We start from the raw sequence: 16,249 nt of genomic DNA, 5'->3' as shown, positions 1-16,249 counted from the left end.
TCAGGCGGTTTCCTTCTCGGGTGCGGCGAGCCCGAGTTCGAGCTCGCCGAGGGGCTGGAAGTACGCGTCGACGTCGGCGTCGGTGACGTCGGCGAGGGTCGCCGGCGACCATGCCGGGTTGCGGTCCTTGTCGACCACCTGGGCGCGGATGCCCTCGACGAGATCGTGCGAGCGCAGCGACGCCAGCGAGACCCGGTACTCCTCGTTCAGCACCTCTTCGAGGTTGCCGAGTTCGCGGGCGTGCCGCACCGAGCGCAGGGTCACCTTCAGCGCGACGGGCGACTTGCCGAGGATCTGCTCGGCGGCCGCGTGGGCCTCGGGCTCTTCTGCGGCCTGCAGGCGGGCGACGATCTCTTCGACGGTCGGCGCCGAGTAGGCGGCGTCGATCCACGCCCGCTGCGCGAGCAGCGGCGCTTCCGGTGCCGGCTGGGCGAATTCGGCCAGGGCCTCGTCGACCGTGCCGGATTCGAGGGCGGCGACGAACTTGTCGAGCGCCTCGGACGGGACGAAGTGGTCGGCGAATCCGAGCGCGATCGCGTCACCGGCCTTCATCCGGCCGGTCGTCAGCGCGAGGTGGGTGCCGAGGTCGCCCGGTGCACGCGAGAGCAGCCAGGTGCCGCCCACGTCGGGAACGAAGCCGATACCGACCTCGGGCATCGCGATCGTGGAGCGTTCGGTCACGATCCGGACGTTGCCGTGGGCGGAAATTCCGACGCCGCCGCCCATGACGATGCCGTCCATGATCGCCACGTACGGCTTCGGGTAGCGGCCGATGGCGGCGTTGAGGATGTACTCGTCGCGCCAGAAGTCCTGCGAGCCGGTGCCGCCGTCGCGGACGTCGTGGTAGATCGAGACGATGTCGCCGCCGGCGCACAGGCCGCGCTCCCCCGCCCCGTCCACGACGACCGCGCGGACCGAGTCGTCCTTCGCCCACTCGTCGAGCGCGGCGGCCATCACCTTCACCATGTCGTAGTTCAGGGCGTTGATGGCCTTCGGTCGATTGAGGGTGATCCGGCCGATACCGCCGGAGACCCGGACGAGGACGTCTTCCGTCTCGGTCATTTCGCTCCGTTCTGCGCCGCGGCCACCACGCTGCGCGCGACGACCACCCGCATGATCTCGTTGGTTCCTTCGAGGATCTGGTGTACCCGCAGATCCCGCACGATCTTCTCGAGTCCGTACTCGGCAAGATAGCCGTAACCGCCGTGCAGTTGCAGCGCGTCGTTGGCGGCGTCGAAGCAGGCGTCGGTGGCGAACCGCTTCGCCATGGCGCACAGCTCGACAACGTCGTCGGCACCGCGGTCGAGGGCGTCGGCGGCGCGCCAGAGCAGGGTGCGCGAGGCCTCGATGCCGGTGCGCATGTCGGCGAGCCGGAACTGCAGGGCCTGCGAGTCGAGCAGCCGCTCGCCGAACGCCTTGCGCTCGGCGAGATACCCGACGGTCTTGTCGAGCGCGGCCTGGGCGCCGCCGACCGAGCACGCGGCGATGTTGAGCCGGCCGCCGTTGAGCCCGTGCATGGCGATCCGGAAGCCGCTGCCCTCCTCGCCGAGGAGGTTCTCGGCGGGCACGCGGGCACCGTCGAAGATCACCTGACGGGTGGGCTGGGCGTTCCAGCCCATCTTCTTCTCGTTGGCGCCGAAGGACAGCCCGGGGGTGTCCTTCGGGACGATGATCGCCGAGATGCCCCGCGGGCCGGGTTCACCGGTGCGGGCCATCACCACGTACACGTCCGACGTGCCAGCGCCGGAGATGAACTGCTTGCCGCCGGTCAGGACGTACTCGTCGCCGTCGCGGACGGCCCTGGTGCTCAGGGCCGCCGCGTCGGAGCCGGCGCCGGGCTCGGTCAGGCAGTAGCTGGCGAGCTGGTCCATCGTGCAGAGTCCGGGGACCCAGCGTCGGCGCTGCTCGTCGTTGCCGAACCGGTCGATCATCCACGTGACCATGTTGTGGATGGAGATGTAGGCGGCGATCGACGGGCAGCCCTTGGCGAGTTCCTCGAAGATCCGGACGGAGTCGAGACGGCGCAGGCCCGACCCGCCGACGTCCTCGCGGACGTAGATGCCGCCCATGCCGAGCGCCGCGGCCTTGCGCAGGACGTCGACCGGGAAGTGCTTGGTCTGGTCCCATTCGACCGCGTTCGGGGCGAGGAACTCGGCGGCGAAGTCGCGGGCGGTGTCGCGGATCGCCCGGTCGTCGTCGGTGAGGGTGAACATCTGCTACCTCGCCCTAGTCCATCGTCGGGATGACGAAGTGGTTTGCCTCCGCGTGCTCCTTGACGCCGGAGAACCAGCGCTGGGTGACCGTCTTGGTCTTGGTGTAGAAGCGCACCGAGTCCGGGCCGTGCTGGTTGAGGTCGCCGAAGCCGGACCGCTTCCAGCCGCCGAAGGTGTGGTACGCGATCGGCACCGGGATGGGCACGTTCACGCCGACCATGCCGACGTTGACGCGGTTGGTGAAGTCACGGGCGGTGTCGCCGTCGCGGGTGAAGATCGCCACGCCGTTGCCGTATTCGTGCTCCGACGGCAGCCGCAGCGCTTCCTCGTAGTCGTGGGCGCGGACGACGACCACCACGGGGCCGAAGATCTCCTCGCGGTAGATCGTCATCTCCGGGGTGACCCGGTCGAACAGGGTGGGGCCGGAGAAGAAGCCGTTCTCGTGGCCCTCGAGCACGAAGTCGCGCCCGTCGACGGCGAGCTCGGCGCCCTCGTCGATGCCCTTCTGGATGTAGTCGTGCACCCGCTGACGGGCCTCGGCGGTGACCAGCGGACCGAAGTCGGCGTTCGGGTCGTCGCTGCGGCCGACCTTCAGGCCGGCGACCCGCTCCTTCAGCTTGGCGACGAGCGCCTCGGCGGCCTCCTCGCCGACCGGCACGGCGACGGAGATCGCCATGCAGCGCTCACCGGCGGAGCCGTAGCCGGCGCCGACGAGGGCGTCGGCCACCTGGTCCATGTCGGCGTCGGGCATGACGATCGCGTGGTTCTTGGCGCCGCCGAAGCACTGGGCGCGCTTGCCGTGGGCGGCGGCGGTCTCGTAGATGTACTGGGCGATCGGGGTGGAGCCGACGAAGCCGACGGCCTTGATGCGCTCGTCGGTGAGCAGCACGTCGACGACGGTCTTGTCGCCGTTGACGACGTTGAACACGCCGGCGGGCAGCCCGGCCTCGATGAACAGCTCGGCCAGGCGCAGCGGCACCGACGGGTCGCGCTCGGAAGGCTTGAGCACGAACGCATTTCCGCACGCGATGGCCGGGCCGGCCTTCCACAGCGGGATCATCGCGGGGAAGTTGAACGGGGTGATGCCGGCGACGACGCCGAGCGGCTGGCGCATCGAGTACACGTCGATGCCGGTGCCGGCCGAGTCGGTGAACTCGCCCTTGAGCAGGTGCGGGATCCCGGTGGCGAACTCGATCACCTCGAGGCCGCGCTGGATGTCGCCCTTGGCGTCGGCGACGGTCTTGCCGTGCTCGGAGGACAGCAGCCGGGCCAGGTTCTCCATGTCGTCCTGCACAAGCTGCAGGAACTTCATCAGCACGCGGGCGCGCTTCTGCGGGTTGAACGCCGCCCATTCCTTCTGCGCCTCGACGGCGTTCGCGATCACGGCCTCGGTCTCGGCGACGTCGGCGAGCGGAACCCGGGCCTGCACCGCACCGGTGTTGGGGTCGAAGACGTCGGCGAACCGGTCGGAGGCACCGGGGATGTGCTTGCCTCCGACGAAGTGGGTGAGTTCTCGAACGCTCATGTCCGGATCCGTCCTAACTGGTCGAATTCTCGTGTTTCGGTGGGATGATCGGGGGCAGCGGGCGGCACCCCCAGCAATGTGTGCTCATCCTATAGTTGGAAGTCCATGTATGTCCATAGCCGGCTTCGCCGCCGGTGCGTCCTTTGGGCTGTCCCCGCCGCCCAAAGGACGCACCGGCCGCGGAGCGGCCTACCGGAGGCGCCGGTACATCTCCTCGAGGTCCGACGTGCCGCGGAGGACGACCGACTCGTCCGTGCCGCCCGCCCGCAGCGCCCGGCGCAGCAGCATCGGATCGAGATCCTCGGGCGCGGGCCGGTACGGCTCGGCCGGCAGATCCGGCAACCGGATCTCGTTCCCGTAGAAGTCCTCGTCGTCGGCCTCCGCCCCGTCCACCCCACCGATCACCGTGCTCAGGTCGACCCCGCGCAGGGTGAGCACCGCCAGCGGCTGCTCGTCGACGTGCTCGGCCAGCAGGTAGGCCACCGCCGCCGCGTGCTTGCACGGCCACCCGTCGTCCGGGCAGGTGCAGTCGAAGTCCAGCTCACCGGCACGCCGCGGGAGCAGCAGCGGTCCCAGCTCCTCCGGCAGCGCGCCCCCTGCGAGCCGGACCAGCATGCCCGGAGCGGAACGCACCCGGTCGATCAGGTCCGCGACCGCCTCCTCGTCGAGGGTGCGGATGGTGACCGTCGAGGTGAACGGGCGCAGCTGGCTGCCCTGCACCTCCCCCACCGCCGCGCCGGGCTCGAGCCGCATCGAGACCACTTGCCCCGACCGGGCATAGGTCCGGCCCCGCGCGAGCCGGCCCTTGTCGGCGACCTGCTCCATCGCCGCGACCAGCTCCTTCGACCACCAGGTGCGGCCGATCGAGCCGCGCTTGGTCCGCGCCTCGATGCCGCCGACGACCTGCCTGCGCTTGCCGTAGCGGTCGAACCCGCCCGCCGGGCTCATTCGCCCACCGCCTCGTCGCCCAGGGACAGCAGCGAATGCAGTTGCTCGGTGGACAGCTCGGTGATCCAGTTCTCGCCGGCTCCCACAGCGAGCTCCGCCAATTCCTGCTTCCCCGAGATCATTTCGTCGATCCGTTCCTCCAGGGTACCGACGCACACGAGCTTGCGGACCTGCACGTCGCGGCGCTGGCCGATGCGGAACGCCCGGTCGGTGGCCTGGTTCTCCACCGCCGGATTCCACCAACGATCCAGGTGCACCACATGATTCGCGGCCGTCAGATTCAGGCCGGTGCCGCCGGCCTTGAGCGAGAGCAGCATCATCGGCGGACCGTCGTCGCCCTGGAACGCGGCGACCATCGCGTCGCGCCGTCCCTTGGACACACCGCCGTGCAGGAACGGCACCGTGGTGTCGAACCGCTCGGCCAGATACGGGGCGATCAGGTCGCCGAACTCCCGGAACTGAGTGAACAGCAGGGCCTTCTCGCCGTCGGCGAGGATCGACTCGACGATGTCCTCCACCAGCCCGAGCTTGCCCGACCGGTGCCGGCCCCGGCGCAGCACCCCGGAGCCGTCGCCCAGGTAGTGCGCCGGATGGTTGCACACCTGTTTCAGACGGGTCAACGCGGCGAGCACCGCGCCCTTGCGGGCCATTCCCTCCTTGTCCCGGATCTTCCGCATCATCTCGTCGACCACCGCCCGGTACAGCGCTGCCTGCTCGGCGGTGAGATTGGCCCGCACCGTCTGCTCGAACTTCTCCGGCAGATCCGAGATCACGGACGGGTCGGTCTTGACGCGGCGCAGCACGAACGGCGACGTGAGCGCCCGCAACCGCGCGGCGGCCGCCGCGTCGCGTTCCCGTTCGATCGGGACGGCGAACCGGGCGCGGAACGTCGCCGGCGAACCGAGCAGGCGGGGATTGGCGAAGTCGAGGATCGCACGCAGTTCCTCGAGCCGGTTCTCCACGGGGGTGCCGGTGAGCGCGATGCGGTGCCGCGCGGGGACCGCGCGCGTCGCGCGGGACTGCGCGGTCGCGGCGTTCTTCACATGCTGGGCCTCGTCGAGCACCACCCGGCCCCAGCGCAGCGACCGCAGCTGCGCCACGTCCCGCGCGACGAGCGCGTACGTCGTGATCACCAGGTCGCTGTCGGCGACCGTCGCGGCCAGGGCGGCGTCGCGCAGCCGCGCCGGGCCGTGGTGGACGTGCACGCGCAGGCCCGGCACGAATCGCTGGGCCTCGCGCTGCCAGTTGCCCACCACCGACATCGGGCACACCAGCAGCGTCGGATCGGTGGCGACGTCGCCCGCCCGTTCGTGGGCGAGCAGCGCGAGCACCTGCACGGTCTTGCCGAGACCCATGTCGTCGGCCAGCACCGCGCCGAGCCCGACACCGCTCATGAAGGCCAGCCACTCGAGGCCGCGCTGCTGGTACGGGCGCAGGGTCGCGTGCAGGCCGGGTGGGGGCGGCACCGGGACAGGGCGGGCCTGCCCGTCGAGCAGCGTCGCGACCCAGCCGGTCGCGGCGACGTCGGTGACCTCCACCGGCGGCGGCTCGTCGCCGGTGAACCGGCCGAACAGCGTCGCCAGCGTCGCATCGGCGGCGCCCTGGCCGGCGACGTAGCGGGCGGCCCGGGCGAGGGCGGCCGGATCGGCCTGCACCCACTTGCCGCGCAGTTTGACCAGGTCGCTGTTGGCCGCGATCAGCCGTTCCATCTCGGCGGGGGTGAGCAGCATGTCGCCCACGGCGAGCTGCCACTCGAACGAGACGAGCGCGTTCATGCCGACGGTGTCGTCCTCGGCCGCGACGGGCGCCACCGGCGAGGTCACCTGCAGCCGCAGCGACGGCTCGAGCCGCGCCCACGCGCGCGGCAGCAACAGCGCGATGCCGGCGTCCGCCAGCGCACGGCCGCCGTGCTCGACGAGGTCGGTCACCACCCCGGTCGGCAGCAGCAGGTCGAGGCTGTCCGGGTCGCGCGGCACGTCCTGCAACCGCGGATACGCCTTCAGGGCCGCGCCGAGCTTGCGAATCCCGATCTGCAGCAGCTGCGCGTCGGAGCCGTCCACCGGCACCGGAATCGGTGCCTGCCCCTCCGACCGCAGGCACACCTCGAGCCGCCACAGAGTGTCGGCGCCGATGGCCTCGTCCTCGTCGTCGTCCGGTTCGACGAGCCGCAGCACCAGGTCGGGTTCGTTTCCGGCGAGCGAGGCCCGCCATTCGTCCAGCGCGTCGGCCATGCGCTGGGTGCCGCTGTGGTGCGGTTGCCCCTCGGCCAGAGCCGCGATCAACGGGTGCAGGGAGGTACCGACGTTGCCGATCAGCGACCGGGTGATCGGATCGGTGAGTTCGGTGACGAGGTCGTCGAGCAGCGCCGCGGGCCGCCCGGCCTGCCGCTGCACGGGCGGCATCGCGGCGGACAGCTCGGCCGTCCAGGCTCGGATCCGGTCGCCGCCGAGCAGGCGCCACCGCGCCCACCACTGCCCGTCGGCGCGGTGCAGTTCCGGGGCCACCCGGCCGGCCTGCGCCCAGCGCTCGATCCCGCGGGCGACGTGCGCGAGATACCGCAGGTCCCCGGCCACCGTCTCGGCGTGCCGGGGCAGCGCCAGCAGCAGCTCGGCGGCGTCGGCCGGCGCGATCGCCACCGCAGGGAGCGGACGCGGTGCGTCGTCGCCGGGCAGTCGCAGTTCGACCCGGTGCCGGAACGGCCGGTCGATCCATCGGCGCAGGACAGCCGGTGCGTCGCCGGCCGGGTCGTCGTCGTCGCGCCACACCATCAGGCCCGCCCCCGGTGACCACAACCCGTGCAGCATGCCCACCATGGTGCCAGTCGCGCCCGACACGGCCGGCGCAGGCCGGGTAGCGGGCGTGCGCGGGGACGATCGGCTCTGGATCGGACCGGGCCCCCGGAGGAGACTGGGCTGCAGGTGCACCCACCAGGAGACTGCGATGTCGATCATGATCCAGGTCCTCGAGCAGACCTACAGCGCCCACACCCCTTGGGAGCAGGTCAAGTACGCGTTCGTCGATTCCCAGCACGTCACCGCGATGCGGCTCGACGGACAGTGCGGCGTGTGGCTCGACGGAACGAAACACGGTGAGTCCCATCGGCTCGCCGCCACCACGACCGCGGAGCAGGCGGTGTTCTTCCTGCTGACCGTGTTCGACCGGGTCGCCGAGTGCAAGCAGCACGGCGGGTCGTGGATCGTCGGGCACGACGGCCGCACTATCGAGTCCATCCGTGCGACCCGGTTTCCGTTGACGACCGACGGCTGAGAGGGCACAGGCGCCTCTGCTGTCGGGGCGATCGGTGAGAATGTCCGCGTGCGAGGGGGCGCGGTCTTCTGGGGGCTGGTGGTGGCGGTCGCGATCGCCGTGTCGTGGGGGGTGGGACCGGATCGAATCGCACGCGCCGCCGGCGCCGGGCAGCCCCGGACGCGGCGCGCTCGAGCAGCTGCTGGCGCGGGCGGCGGTGGTGCCGCACCGGCCGCAGGTGCCCGGGTACGAGCGGGGGTGCGGTCCGGGCGAGGGCTGCGTGTTCGGGCAGGCGTGGTCCGACGATCATCCGGGCCCAGGCGGGCGCGACGGGTGCGACACCCGCAACAACGTGCTCGCCCGGGACCTGCGCGACGTGGCGTTCCGGCCCGGCACCGGCGACTGCATCGTGCTGTCCGGCACGCTGTCCGACCCGTACACCGGTGCGCGGCTCGAGTTCCGTCGCTCCGAGGGCCGGGCCGTCCAGATCGACCACATCTATCCCCTGGCGGCGGCGTGGGACCTCGGCGCGGCGGCGTGGCCGGCCGAGTTGCGCCGGCAGTTCGCCAACGACGTCGCCTTCAACCTGATCGCCGTGGACGGGCCGGCAAATCAGGACAAGCGCGATCACACCCCGTCCGAGTGGCTGCCGCCGGCGGCGGCGTACCGGTGCTGGTTCGCGGGCAAGTACCTGTCGGTGGCGGTGCGGTACGGGCTGCCGATCACGGCGGCCGACCGGGAGGCGCTGGCGTCGACGATCGCCACGTGCTGAGGGCGCCGTGCCCCGCCTTCTCGCGACGGGAACTAGCGTGGCACGCATGGTCTCGCGCATCACCAAGGACACCCGCCTGTGCATCTCGCTGTCGGGACGGCCGAGCAACATCGGCACCCGCTTCCACAACTACCTCTACGACGAGCTCGGTCTCGACTACGTGTACAAGGCGTTCACCACCACCGACCTGCCGTCGGCCGTGGCGGGGATCCGCGGTCTCGGCATCCGGGGGTGCGGGGTGTCGATGCCGTTCAAGGAGGCCGTGATTCCGCTGATCGACGAGCTCCACGACTCGGCGCGCGCCATCGAGTCGGTGAACACGATCGTGAACGAGGACGGCGTGCTGCACGCCTACAACACCGACTACCAGGCGGTGGTGGACCTGCTGCGCGAGCACGAGGTCGACCCGGCGATGCCGGCGGCCGTCGCGGGCAGCGGCGGGATGGCCAAGGCCGTCGTGGCGGCTCTGCGCGACAGCGGGTTCCGCGACGTGTCGGTGATCGCCCGCAACGAGGAGACGGGAGCCGCCCTGGCGCGGCAGTACGGGTTCGACTGGCGTGCCGAACTCGACGGACGCACGCCGGGGTTGCTCGTCAATGCCACCCCGGTCGGCATGACCGGTGGTCGCGAATCGGAGCAACTGCCGTTTCCCGAGGCCGCGGTGGCCGCCGCGTCGACGGTGTTCGACGTCGTGGCGATGCCCCCGGAGACACCACTGATCCGTGCGGCCCGCGCGCACGGACTGCCGGTGATCACCGGCGCCGAGGTCATCGCTCTGCAGGCGGCCCAGCAGTTCGCGCTGTACACCGGGGTGACTCCGACGCCCGAGCAGGTGCGCCGCGCCTCGGAGTTCTCCCGCGCGGAGGGGTGACCCTCGGTCGTCACGCCCCGGTTGAGACCTCCCGGGCCGGGTCCTGGCACCACTGCGACCACGACCCCGGGAACAGGGCGGCCTCGATACCCGCCACGGCCAGGGCCGCGATGTCGTGGGTCGCGGTGACCCCGGAGCCGCAGTACACGGCGACGGGACGGTCCCCGCACAGTGCGGTGAATCGTGCGGCGAGTTCCTCGGCGGATCGGAACGTGCCGTCCGCCCGGAGGTTGTCCGTGGCGGGGGCGCTGACCGCGCCGGGGATGTGCCCGGCGCGCGGATCGACCGGCTCCTCGTCACCGCGGTAGCGCGCGGCGGCACGGGCGTCGAGCAGCGTTCCCCGCGACGGGAACTGCCCGGCCTCGTCGATGTCGACGGTGGGCAGGTAGCCGCCGCGCAGCGTGACCGAGCCGGCCTCGACGAATTCGCCGGGGCCCGCCGCCAGACCACGGCCCGTCGCCGTCCACAGCGGCAGGCCGCCGTCGAGCAGGCGCACGTCCTTCAGACCCGCCCAGCGCAGCAGCCACCAGGCGCGGGCGGCGGCGAGGCCCCCCGTGTCGTCGTAGACGACGACGGTGTCGCCGTTGTCGATCCCCCACCGGCGGGCATGGTCCTGCAGCCGGGCGACGTCGGGCAGCGGGTGCCGGCCGCGGTCGGGCGATCCCGGATCGGCCAGTTCGGTGGCGAGATCGACGTACACCGCCCCGGGAATGTGGCCTTCCCGGTAGCGGTCCTCGCCGTCCGGGTCGTCGAGCGACCATCGGACGTCGAGCAGCACCGGAGGCGTGCCCGCCTCGACGAGGTCGGCCAGCTCGTCCACGGTCATCAGCACGGGATCGGCAACCATGCCCCGATCCTGGCATGCCGGCGCGGGCGGTGCCGGGTGGCGCGGGCAAGACCGTCCCGCTGCGGCAGAATTGCCGCCCGTGTCCGATGCTCCCGCACCCAGCCGTCCCGACTCGCTCACCCGGCCGCTCGGGGCAGGCGTCGTCACCGCTCTCGTCGGGTTCACCAGTTCGTTCGCGGTGGTGCTGACGGGGTTGCAGGCGGTGGGGGCGTCGCCGTCGCAGGCGGCGTCGGGGCTGCTGGCGCTCTGCCTGACGCAGGGCCTGGGCATCCTGTGGCTCGCACGACGGTTCCGCACGCCGATCACGCTCGCGTGGTCCACGCCGGGCGCCGCGCTGCTCGCGGGCACCGGCGTGGTGGCGGGCGGATGGCCGGCGGCGGTGGGCGCGTTCGTCGTCGTGGGGGCCGCGATCGTCCTGACGGGGCTGTGGCCGCGCCTCGGCGCGCTGATCGCGGCGATCCCGGCATCGCTGGCGCAGGCCATGCTCGCCGGGATACTCGTGCCTCTCTGCCTCGCCCCGGTCGAAGGCGTGATCGACTCCCCGGCCGCGATCCTGCCGGTGGTGGCGACGTGGCTGGTGCTGCAGCGGCTGCGGCCACGCTGGGCGGTGCCGGGAGCATTCGGGACCGCGGCCGTGGTGATCGCGATCCATCTGCTGCGCTCGGGATCCGCGCCGGCGGCGCGGGAGCTGCTGCCGGCGATCGAGCTCACGGCCCCGACGTGGACCTGGCAGGCGTTGCTCGGCATCGCTCTTCCCCTCTACATCGTGACGATGGCGTCGCAGAACATCCCGGGCACGGCCGTGCTCGACTCGTTCGGTTACGCCACGCCGTGGCGGGCGGCGATGACGGTCACGGGGCTCGGCACCGTCGTGGGCGCGCCGGCCGGTGGGCACGCCGTCAATCTCGCCGCGATCAGCGCCGCGCTGGCGGCGGCACCCGAGGCCGAGCCCGACCCGGCGCGCCGATGGCGGGTCGCGTGGTGCGCGGGCTGGTCCTACCTCGCACTGGCGCTGTGCTCGACCGGGCTCGCGACGATCGTGGCCACGGCGCCGGACGGTGTGGTCGAGGCGGTGGCCGGGTTGGCCCTGCTCGCGACGCTCGGCGGGGCGCTGGCCTCGGCTCTGCGCGACGCGCCGGAACGCGAAGCGGCGGTCGTGACGTTCCTGGTCGCGGCGTCCGGTTGGAGCCTGTTCGGTATCGGATCGGCATTCTGGGCGTTGATGGTCGGACTTGCCGTCCGCGTGGGACTATCGTCAGGACGGTGACGAACCGCCAGCCGACGACGCCCGCCGCCGACCCACCCGTTCCCGCCCGGTTTCCGGTCCTGTGGCCGATGCAGACCCGGTGGGCGGACAACGACCACTACGGCCACGTCAACAACGTCACCTATTACTCGTACTTCGACTCCGCCGTCAACGGCTGGCTGATGGCCACGACCGGGGTCGACATCCGGGAGCTCGACGCGATCGGTGTGGTCGCGGAGACGTCGTGCCGGTACCTGGCGGAGCTGTCGTTCCCGGACCGGCTGCGCGTGGGCCTGGCGGTGGAGCGGCTGGGAAGCAGCAGCGTGACCTATTCGCTGGCGATCTTCCGGGAGGACGGCGAGGGCGGTCTGCAGGCGGCTGCGACCGGCCGGTTCGCGCACGTGTACGTCGACGCCCGCACGCGACGTCCCGTGGCGATCCCCAAGGAGATCAAGAAGGCGGTCGCGCAGCTGGTGACGCCGCCGGCGGAGTAGCTCCCACCCACCAAGCATCCGCTTGGCATCATATTCATCTACCGGATTAGACTCCGGGGCATCCGCACGTCCCCGACAGAGAGTGATCCGAAGATGCGCGATGCAGTCATCGTCGAAGCCGTCCGCACCCCCATCGGCAAGCGGGGCGGTGGCCTGTCCGGCGTTCATGCCGTCGAGCTGTCCGCCCACGTCCTGCGCGCCCTCGCCGAGCGCACCGGTATCGACCCCAGCCTCGTCGACGACGTGCACTGGGGCACCGTGCAGTCCGTGGGCATGCAGTCCGGGAACGTCGGCCGCATGGCGGTGCTCGGCGCGGGCTGGCCGGAGTCGGTGCCCGGCTTCACCATCGACCGGCAGTGCGGATCGTCCCAGCAGGCCGTCTCGACGGCGGCCGCGGCGGTGATCTCCGGCCAGGCCGACCTCGTCGTCGCCGGCGGCGTGGAGATCATGTCGGCGGTCCCGCTCGGCTCCTCCGCGCCCGAAGGCACCGGGCAGATGGGCGGCCCGGCGCGCGAACGGTACGCCGACGAGCTCACCGCGCCCGGCTTCAACGGCCGCTTCAACCAGGGTGTCGGGGCCGAGATGATCGCCGAGCAGTGGGGCATCTCGCGCACCGAACTCGACGAATACTCCGTCCGCTCGCACGAGCGTGCCGCCCGGGCCCAGGACGAGGGCCGGTTCGCGGACGAGATCGCGCCCTACACCCTGGCGGACGGCACAGTGATCGACTCCGACGAGGGCATCCGGCGCGGCTCCACCGTCGACAAGCTCGCCGGCCTGAAGGCACCCTTCCGGGAGAACGGCGTGGTCACCGCCGGCAACGCGTCGCAGATCTCCGACGGCGCCTCCGGGCTGCTGATCACCACGTCGGAGAAGGCGAAGGCGCTGGGGCTGACGCCGCTCGCGCGCGTGCACACCGCCGTCGTCACCGGCGACGATCCGGTCAAGATGCTCACCGGCCCCATCCCGGCCACCGCCCTGGCGCTGAAGCGGTCGGGACTCTCGCTCGACGACATCGACGCGTTCGAGGTCAACGAGGCCTTCGCCTCCGTGCCGCTCGCGTGGCAGCGCGAGACCGGCGCGCCGAGCGAGAAGCTGAACCCCCTGGGCGGCGCGATCGCCCTCGGCCACCCCCTCGGCGCCTCGGGCGGCCGGCTCGCCGCGACGCTCATCCATCACCTGCGCCACACCGGCGGCCGCTACGGTCTGCAGACCATGTGCGAGGGCGGGGGCACCGCCAACGCCACGATCTACGAGATCCTCTAGTCCCCACGACGAGGCGCCTTCCGGGTCCGGTCCCGGAAGGCGCCTCAGCGCTGTGCAGAAGAAGACGCCTCAGCGCTGTGCAGAGGGCGCTTCAACGCTGTGCGAGCCGCTCGAGCAGCGGCGCCGTGCGCGGACCCACCAGTTCGCGCATCACCAGCGCCATGTTGGTGCGCTCGACACCGGGGATCTCGAGGATCTGCCCGGCCAGCCGGTAGAGATCGTCGGCGTCCCGCGCGACCACCTTCACCGACAGGTCCGTCTGCCCTGTCATGCCGTACACCTCCGTGACCTCCGGGATCTGCCCGAGCGCCGCGACGACGGAGTCGAGCCGGTGCTGATCGACCCGGGTCGCGACGAACGCGGCCAGCGGGTATCCGAGCGCCCGCGGATCCACCCGGCGCTCGAACGAGCCGAGAACCCCCTCCGCATCCCACCGCGCGAGCCGCGCCTGCACCGTGTTGCGGGACAGCCCCAGACGCTGGGACAACTCCACTCCGGTCGCCCGCGGAGTCCGCGCGAGCTCGAGCAGCATCCGGGCGTCGGTGGCATCGAGACTGGTCATATTTCGCAGTATGACAGCGCGCGACCCCCCGAAACCGTGCTTGTTGCACAATCACACTGCGATCGATTGCGCACCTGCACCCCGCGTGGATCATGTGATGTACAACACAGGTTTGTCCGGAACGCCTCACGAGGGCGACCGGTCCCGCCATAGCGAGGTGGTGCACGGTGGTCGACAAGATTACCTACCCGGTCCAGCTGATCCAGCCCGACGGCCGACGGGTCCACAATCCCGAGTACTCCGCGCTCGTCGCCGACGTCGGGCCCGACGAACTCCGGGCCCTCTACCGCGACATGGTCGTCGTCCGGCGCCTCGATGCCGAGGCCACCGCGCTGCAACGGCAGGGCGAACTCGGACTGTGGGCACCACTGCTCGGCCAGGAGGCCGCTCAGGTCGGCTCCGCGCACGCCCTGCACCGCGACGACTACGTGTTCACCAGCTACCGCGAGCACGGCGTGGCCTGGTGCCGCGGCGTCGATCCCGCCGACATGACCCGGTTGTGGCGGGGGTGCGCCCACTCCGGCTGGGACCCGGCCACTGTGAACATGACCAACCCCGCGATCGTCGTCGGCTCCCAGGGGCTGCACGCCACCGGTTACGCGATGGGCGCCCATTTCGACGGCGCCGAGATCGCCACCGTCGTCTACTTCGGCGACGGCGCGACGAGTCAGGGCGACATCGCCGAGGCGCTCGGCTTCGCCGTCGCATGGGGGGTGGGCGTGGTCTTCTTCTGTCAGAACAACCACTGGGCGATCAGCAACCCCGTCCACTCGCACAGTCCCGTCCCGATCGCGCAGCGCGCCGCCGGCTACGGGATGCCGGCGGTGCAGGTCGACGGCAACGACGCGCTGGCGGTGCTCGCCGTCACCCGTCAGGCCACCCGGCACGCCCGGGAGGGCAGCGGCCCGTCGTTCGTCGAGGCTGTCACCTACCGGATGGGCCCGCACACCACCTCCGACGACCCCACCCGTTACCGCACCCCTGCCGAGGCGGAACTGTGGCGGATGCGGGATCCGATCGACCGGTTCCACCGGCTGCTCGAGCGCGAGGGCCACGCCGACGACGGGTTCTTCAACGAGGTCGGCGCAACCGCGGACGAGGCCGCGGCCCGGCTGCGCGCCGGCACCCTCGGCGCCCCGGATCCGGAGCCGCTGAGCATGTTCGACCACGTCTACGCCACCGACCACCCGACGATCGCCGAGGAACGCAGCCGCTACCGCGACTACCTCGCCGGTTTCGAGAAGGCGACCCACGAGGAGGCGCTGTCATGACCACCACCACCCTGGCCCTCGGCGCCGCCCTCGGGGCCGGCCTGCGCCGGGCCCTCGAACACGACCGCAAGGTGGTGATCATGGGCGAGGACGTCGGCCGGCTCGGCGGGGTCTTCCGGGTCACCGACACCCTGCAGAAGGACTTCGGCGACAACCGCGTCATCGACACCCCCCTCGCCGAATCCGGAATCGTGGGAACGGCTTTCGGCATGGCGCTGCGCGGCTACCGGCCGGTGTGCGAGATCCAGTTCGACGGCTTCGTCTACCCCGCGTTCGACCAGATCGTCTCGCAGGTCGCCAAGATCCACTACCGCACCGCCGGGAAGGTCACCGCTCCCCTGACCATCCGCATCCCCTACGGCGGCGGGATCGGGGCGGTCGAACACCATTCCGAGTCACCCGAGGCGTATTTCGCGCACACCGCCGGACTGCGGGTCGTCAGCCCGAGCAACCCGGCCGACGCCTACACGATGATCCAGCAGGCCGTCGCCCTCGACGATCCGGTGATCTTCCTCGAGCCCAAGCGCCGGTACTGGGACCGCGCCGAGGTCGATCTCGACGCCGAGCCGGACCTGCCGCTGGACCGGGCCCGCGTCACCCGCGCGGGCACGGACGTCACCGTCGTGACCTTCGGCTCGATGGTCGCGACCGCCCTGCAGGCCGCGCAGATCGCCGAGACCGAGGGGCATTCGGTGGAGGTGATCGACCTGCGGTCCGTCTCGCCCGTCGACTTCGACACCGTCGAGGCGTCGGTGCGGCGCACCGGGCGCCTGGTCGTCGTGCAGGAGGCACCGGTGTTCTGCGGCATCGGCGCCGAGATCGCCGCCCGGCTCTCGGAACGCTGCTTCTACCAGCTCGAGGCGCCGGTGCTGCGGGTCGGCGGATTCGACATCCCTTATCCCCCGGCGAAACTCGAGGCGCACCACCTGCCCGACCCGGACCGCATCCTCGACGCCGTCGACCGCAGCCTCGCGGCGTGAGGACCGGG

At 71.5% G+C, this 16,249-nt stretch carries 14 protein-coding genes and 1 pseudogene; 8 read left to right on the top strand and 7 right to left on the bottom strand.

Annotation, left to right across the window (positions count from 1 at the left end; all coding sequences use genetic code 11):
- The 5 genes from ACM26Y_RS09080 to ACM26Y_RS09060 form a co-directional block, all read right to left on the bottom strand.
- Entirely contained in the window at nt 1–1,062 is a 1,062-nt protein-coding gene (locus ACM26Y_RS09080; protein ID WP_416063267.1) for an enoyl-CoA hydratase/isomerase family protein, read from the bottom strand.
- Nucleotides 1,059–2,213 (bottom strand): isobutyryl-CoA dehydrogenase, encoded by a 1,155-nt coding sequence (locus ACM26Y_RS09075; protein WP_003935221.1) that lies wholly within the window; start codon nt 2,211–2,213, stop codon nt 1,059–1,061. Before ACM26Y_RS09075 ends, ACM26Y_RS09080 begins: the two co-directional genes overlap by 4 nt.
- A 13-nt stretch (nt 2,214–2,226) precedes the next feature.
- A complete protein-coding gene (locus ACM26Y_RS09070; protein WP_003935220.1) occupies nt 2,227–3,738 on the bottom strand; it encodes a CoA-acylating methylmalonate-semialdehyde dehydrogenase in 1,512 nt (503 codons plus the stop codon).
- Between the two features lie 189 nt (nt 3,739–3,927).
- Nucleotides 3,928–4,686, bottom strand: coding sequence for an SWIM zinc finger family protein (locus ACM26Y_RS09065; protein WP_416063266.1), 759 nt, complete (start codon nt 4,684–4,686; stop codon nt 3,928–3,930).
- On the bottom strand, nt 4,683–7,490 hold the full coding sequence (locus tag ACM26Y_RS09060; RefSeq protein WP_416063646.1) for a DEAD/DEAH box helicase: 2,808 nt from the start codon (nt 7,488–7,490) through the stop codon (nt 4,683–4,685). The genes ACM26Y_RS09065 and ACM26Y_RS09060 overlap by 4 nt, the downstream gene beginning before the upstream one ends.
- A gap of 136 nt (nt 7,491–7,626) precedes the next feature.
- Here ACM26Y_RS09060 and ACM26Y_RS09055 point away from each other — a divergent pair, with 136 nt between their 5' ends.
- The 3 genes and pseudogenes from ACM26Y_RS09055 (at nt 7,627) to ACM26Y_RS09045 (ending at nt 9,575) form a co-directional block, all read left to right on the top strand.
- Complete coding sequence (locus ACM26Y_RS09055) at nt 7,627–7,953, top strand: hypothetical protein (RefSeq protein ID WP_003935217.1); 327 nt, start codon at nt 7,627–7,629, stop codon at nt 7,951–7,953.
- A gap of 81 nt (nt 7,954–8,034) precedes the next feature.
- A pseudogene (locus ACM26Y_RS09050) lies at nt 8,035–8,704 on the top strand (HNH endonuclease family protein).
- 46 nt (nt 8,705–8,750) lie between these two features.
- A complete protein-coding gene (locus tag ACM26Y_RS09045; RefSeq protein ID WP_416063265.1) occupies nt 8,751–9,575 on the top strand; it encodes a shikimate 5-dehydrogenase in 825 nt (274 codons plus the stop codon).
- A gap of 10 nt (nt 9,576–9,585) precedes the next feature.
- On the opposite strand, the gene ACM26Y_RS09040 is transcribed toward ACM26Y_RS09045, so the two are convergent.
- Entirely contained in the window at nt 9,586–10,422 is an 837-nt protein-coding gene (locus tag ACM26Y_RS09040) for a sulfurtransferase (RefSeq protein ID WP_416063264.1), read from the bottom strand.
- Nucleotides 10,423–10,501: 79 nt separating this feature from the next.
- Here ACM26Y_RS09040 and ACM26Y_RS09035 point away from each other — a divergent pair, with 79 nt between their 5' ends.
- From ACM26Y_RS09035 to ACM26Y_RS09025, 3 genes are all read left to right on the top strand, one after another.
- A complete protein-coding gene (locus ACM26Y_RS09035) occupies nt 10,502–11,689 on the top strand; it encodes a benzoate/H(+) symporter BenE family transporter (protein WP_416063263.1) in 1,188 nt (395 codons plus the stop codon).
- Nucleotides 11,686–12,162, top strand: coding sequence for an acyl-CoA thioesterase (locus ACM26Y_RS09030; RefSeq protein WP_416063262.1), 477 nt, complete (start codon nt 11,686–11,688; stop codon nt 12,160–12,162). Before ACM26Y_RS09035 ends, ACM26Y_RS09030 begins: the two co-directional genes overlap by 4 nt.
- A gap of 93 nt (nt 12,163–12,255) precedes the next feature.
- Entirely contained in the window at nt 12,256–13,428 is a 1,173-nt protein-coding gene (locus tag ACM26Y_RS09025) for a thiolase family protein (protein WP_289380770.1), read from the top strand.
- Nucleotides 13,429–13,519: 91 nt separating this feature from the next.
- On the opposite strand, the gene ACM26Y_RS09020 is transcribed toward ACM26Y_RS09025, so the two are convergent.
- Nucleotides 13,520–13,990 carry an Lrp/AsnC family transcriptional regulator gene (locus tag ACM26Y_RS09020; RefSeq protein WP_003935210.1) on the bottom strand — a complete coding sequence of 157 codons (471 nt, stop codon included), beginning with the start codon at nt 13,988–13,990 and terminating at the stop codon, nt 13,520–13,522.
- Nucleotides 13,991–14,157: 167 nt separating this feature from the next.
- On the opposite strand from ACM26Y_RS09020, the gene pdhA reads away from it, so the two are divergent.
- Nucleotides 14,158–15,261 (top strand): pyruvate dehydrogenase (acetyl-transferring) E1 component subunit alpha, encoded by a 1,104-nt coding sequence (gene pdhA, locus ACM26Y_RS09015; RefSeq protein ID WP_416063261.1) that lies wholly within the window; start codon nt 14,158–14,160, stop codon nt 15,259–15,261.
- Nucleotides 15,258–16,241, top strand: a complete 984-nt coding sequence (locus ACM26Y_RS09010) for an alpha-ketoacid dehydrogenase subunit beta (protein WP_054375112.1) — start codon at nt 15,258–15,260, stop codon at nt 16,239–16,241. The genes pdhA and ACM26Y_RS09010 overlap by 4 nt, the downstream gene beginning before the upstream one ends.
- The last annotated feature ends 8 nt before the right edge of the window (nt 16,242–16,249 follow it).

This window comes from Rhodococcus indonesiensis (genome assembly GCF_047782815.1).
In the GTDB taxonomy this organism is placed as follows: domain Bacteria; phylum Actinomycetota; class Actinomycetes; order Mycobacteriales; family Mycobacteriaceae; genus Rhodococcus; species Rhodococcus indonesiensis.
The sequence above is the reverse complement of the archived record's forward strand: the minus strand, read 5'-3'. Positions and strand labels throughout refer to the sequence as shown.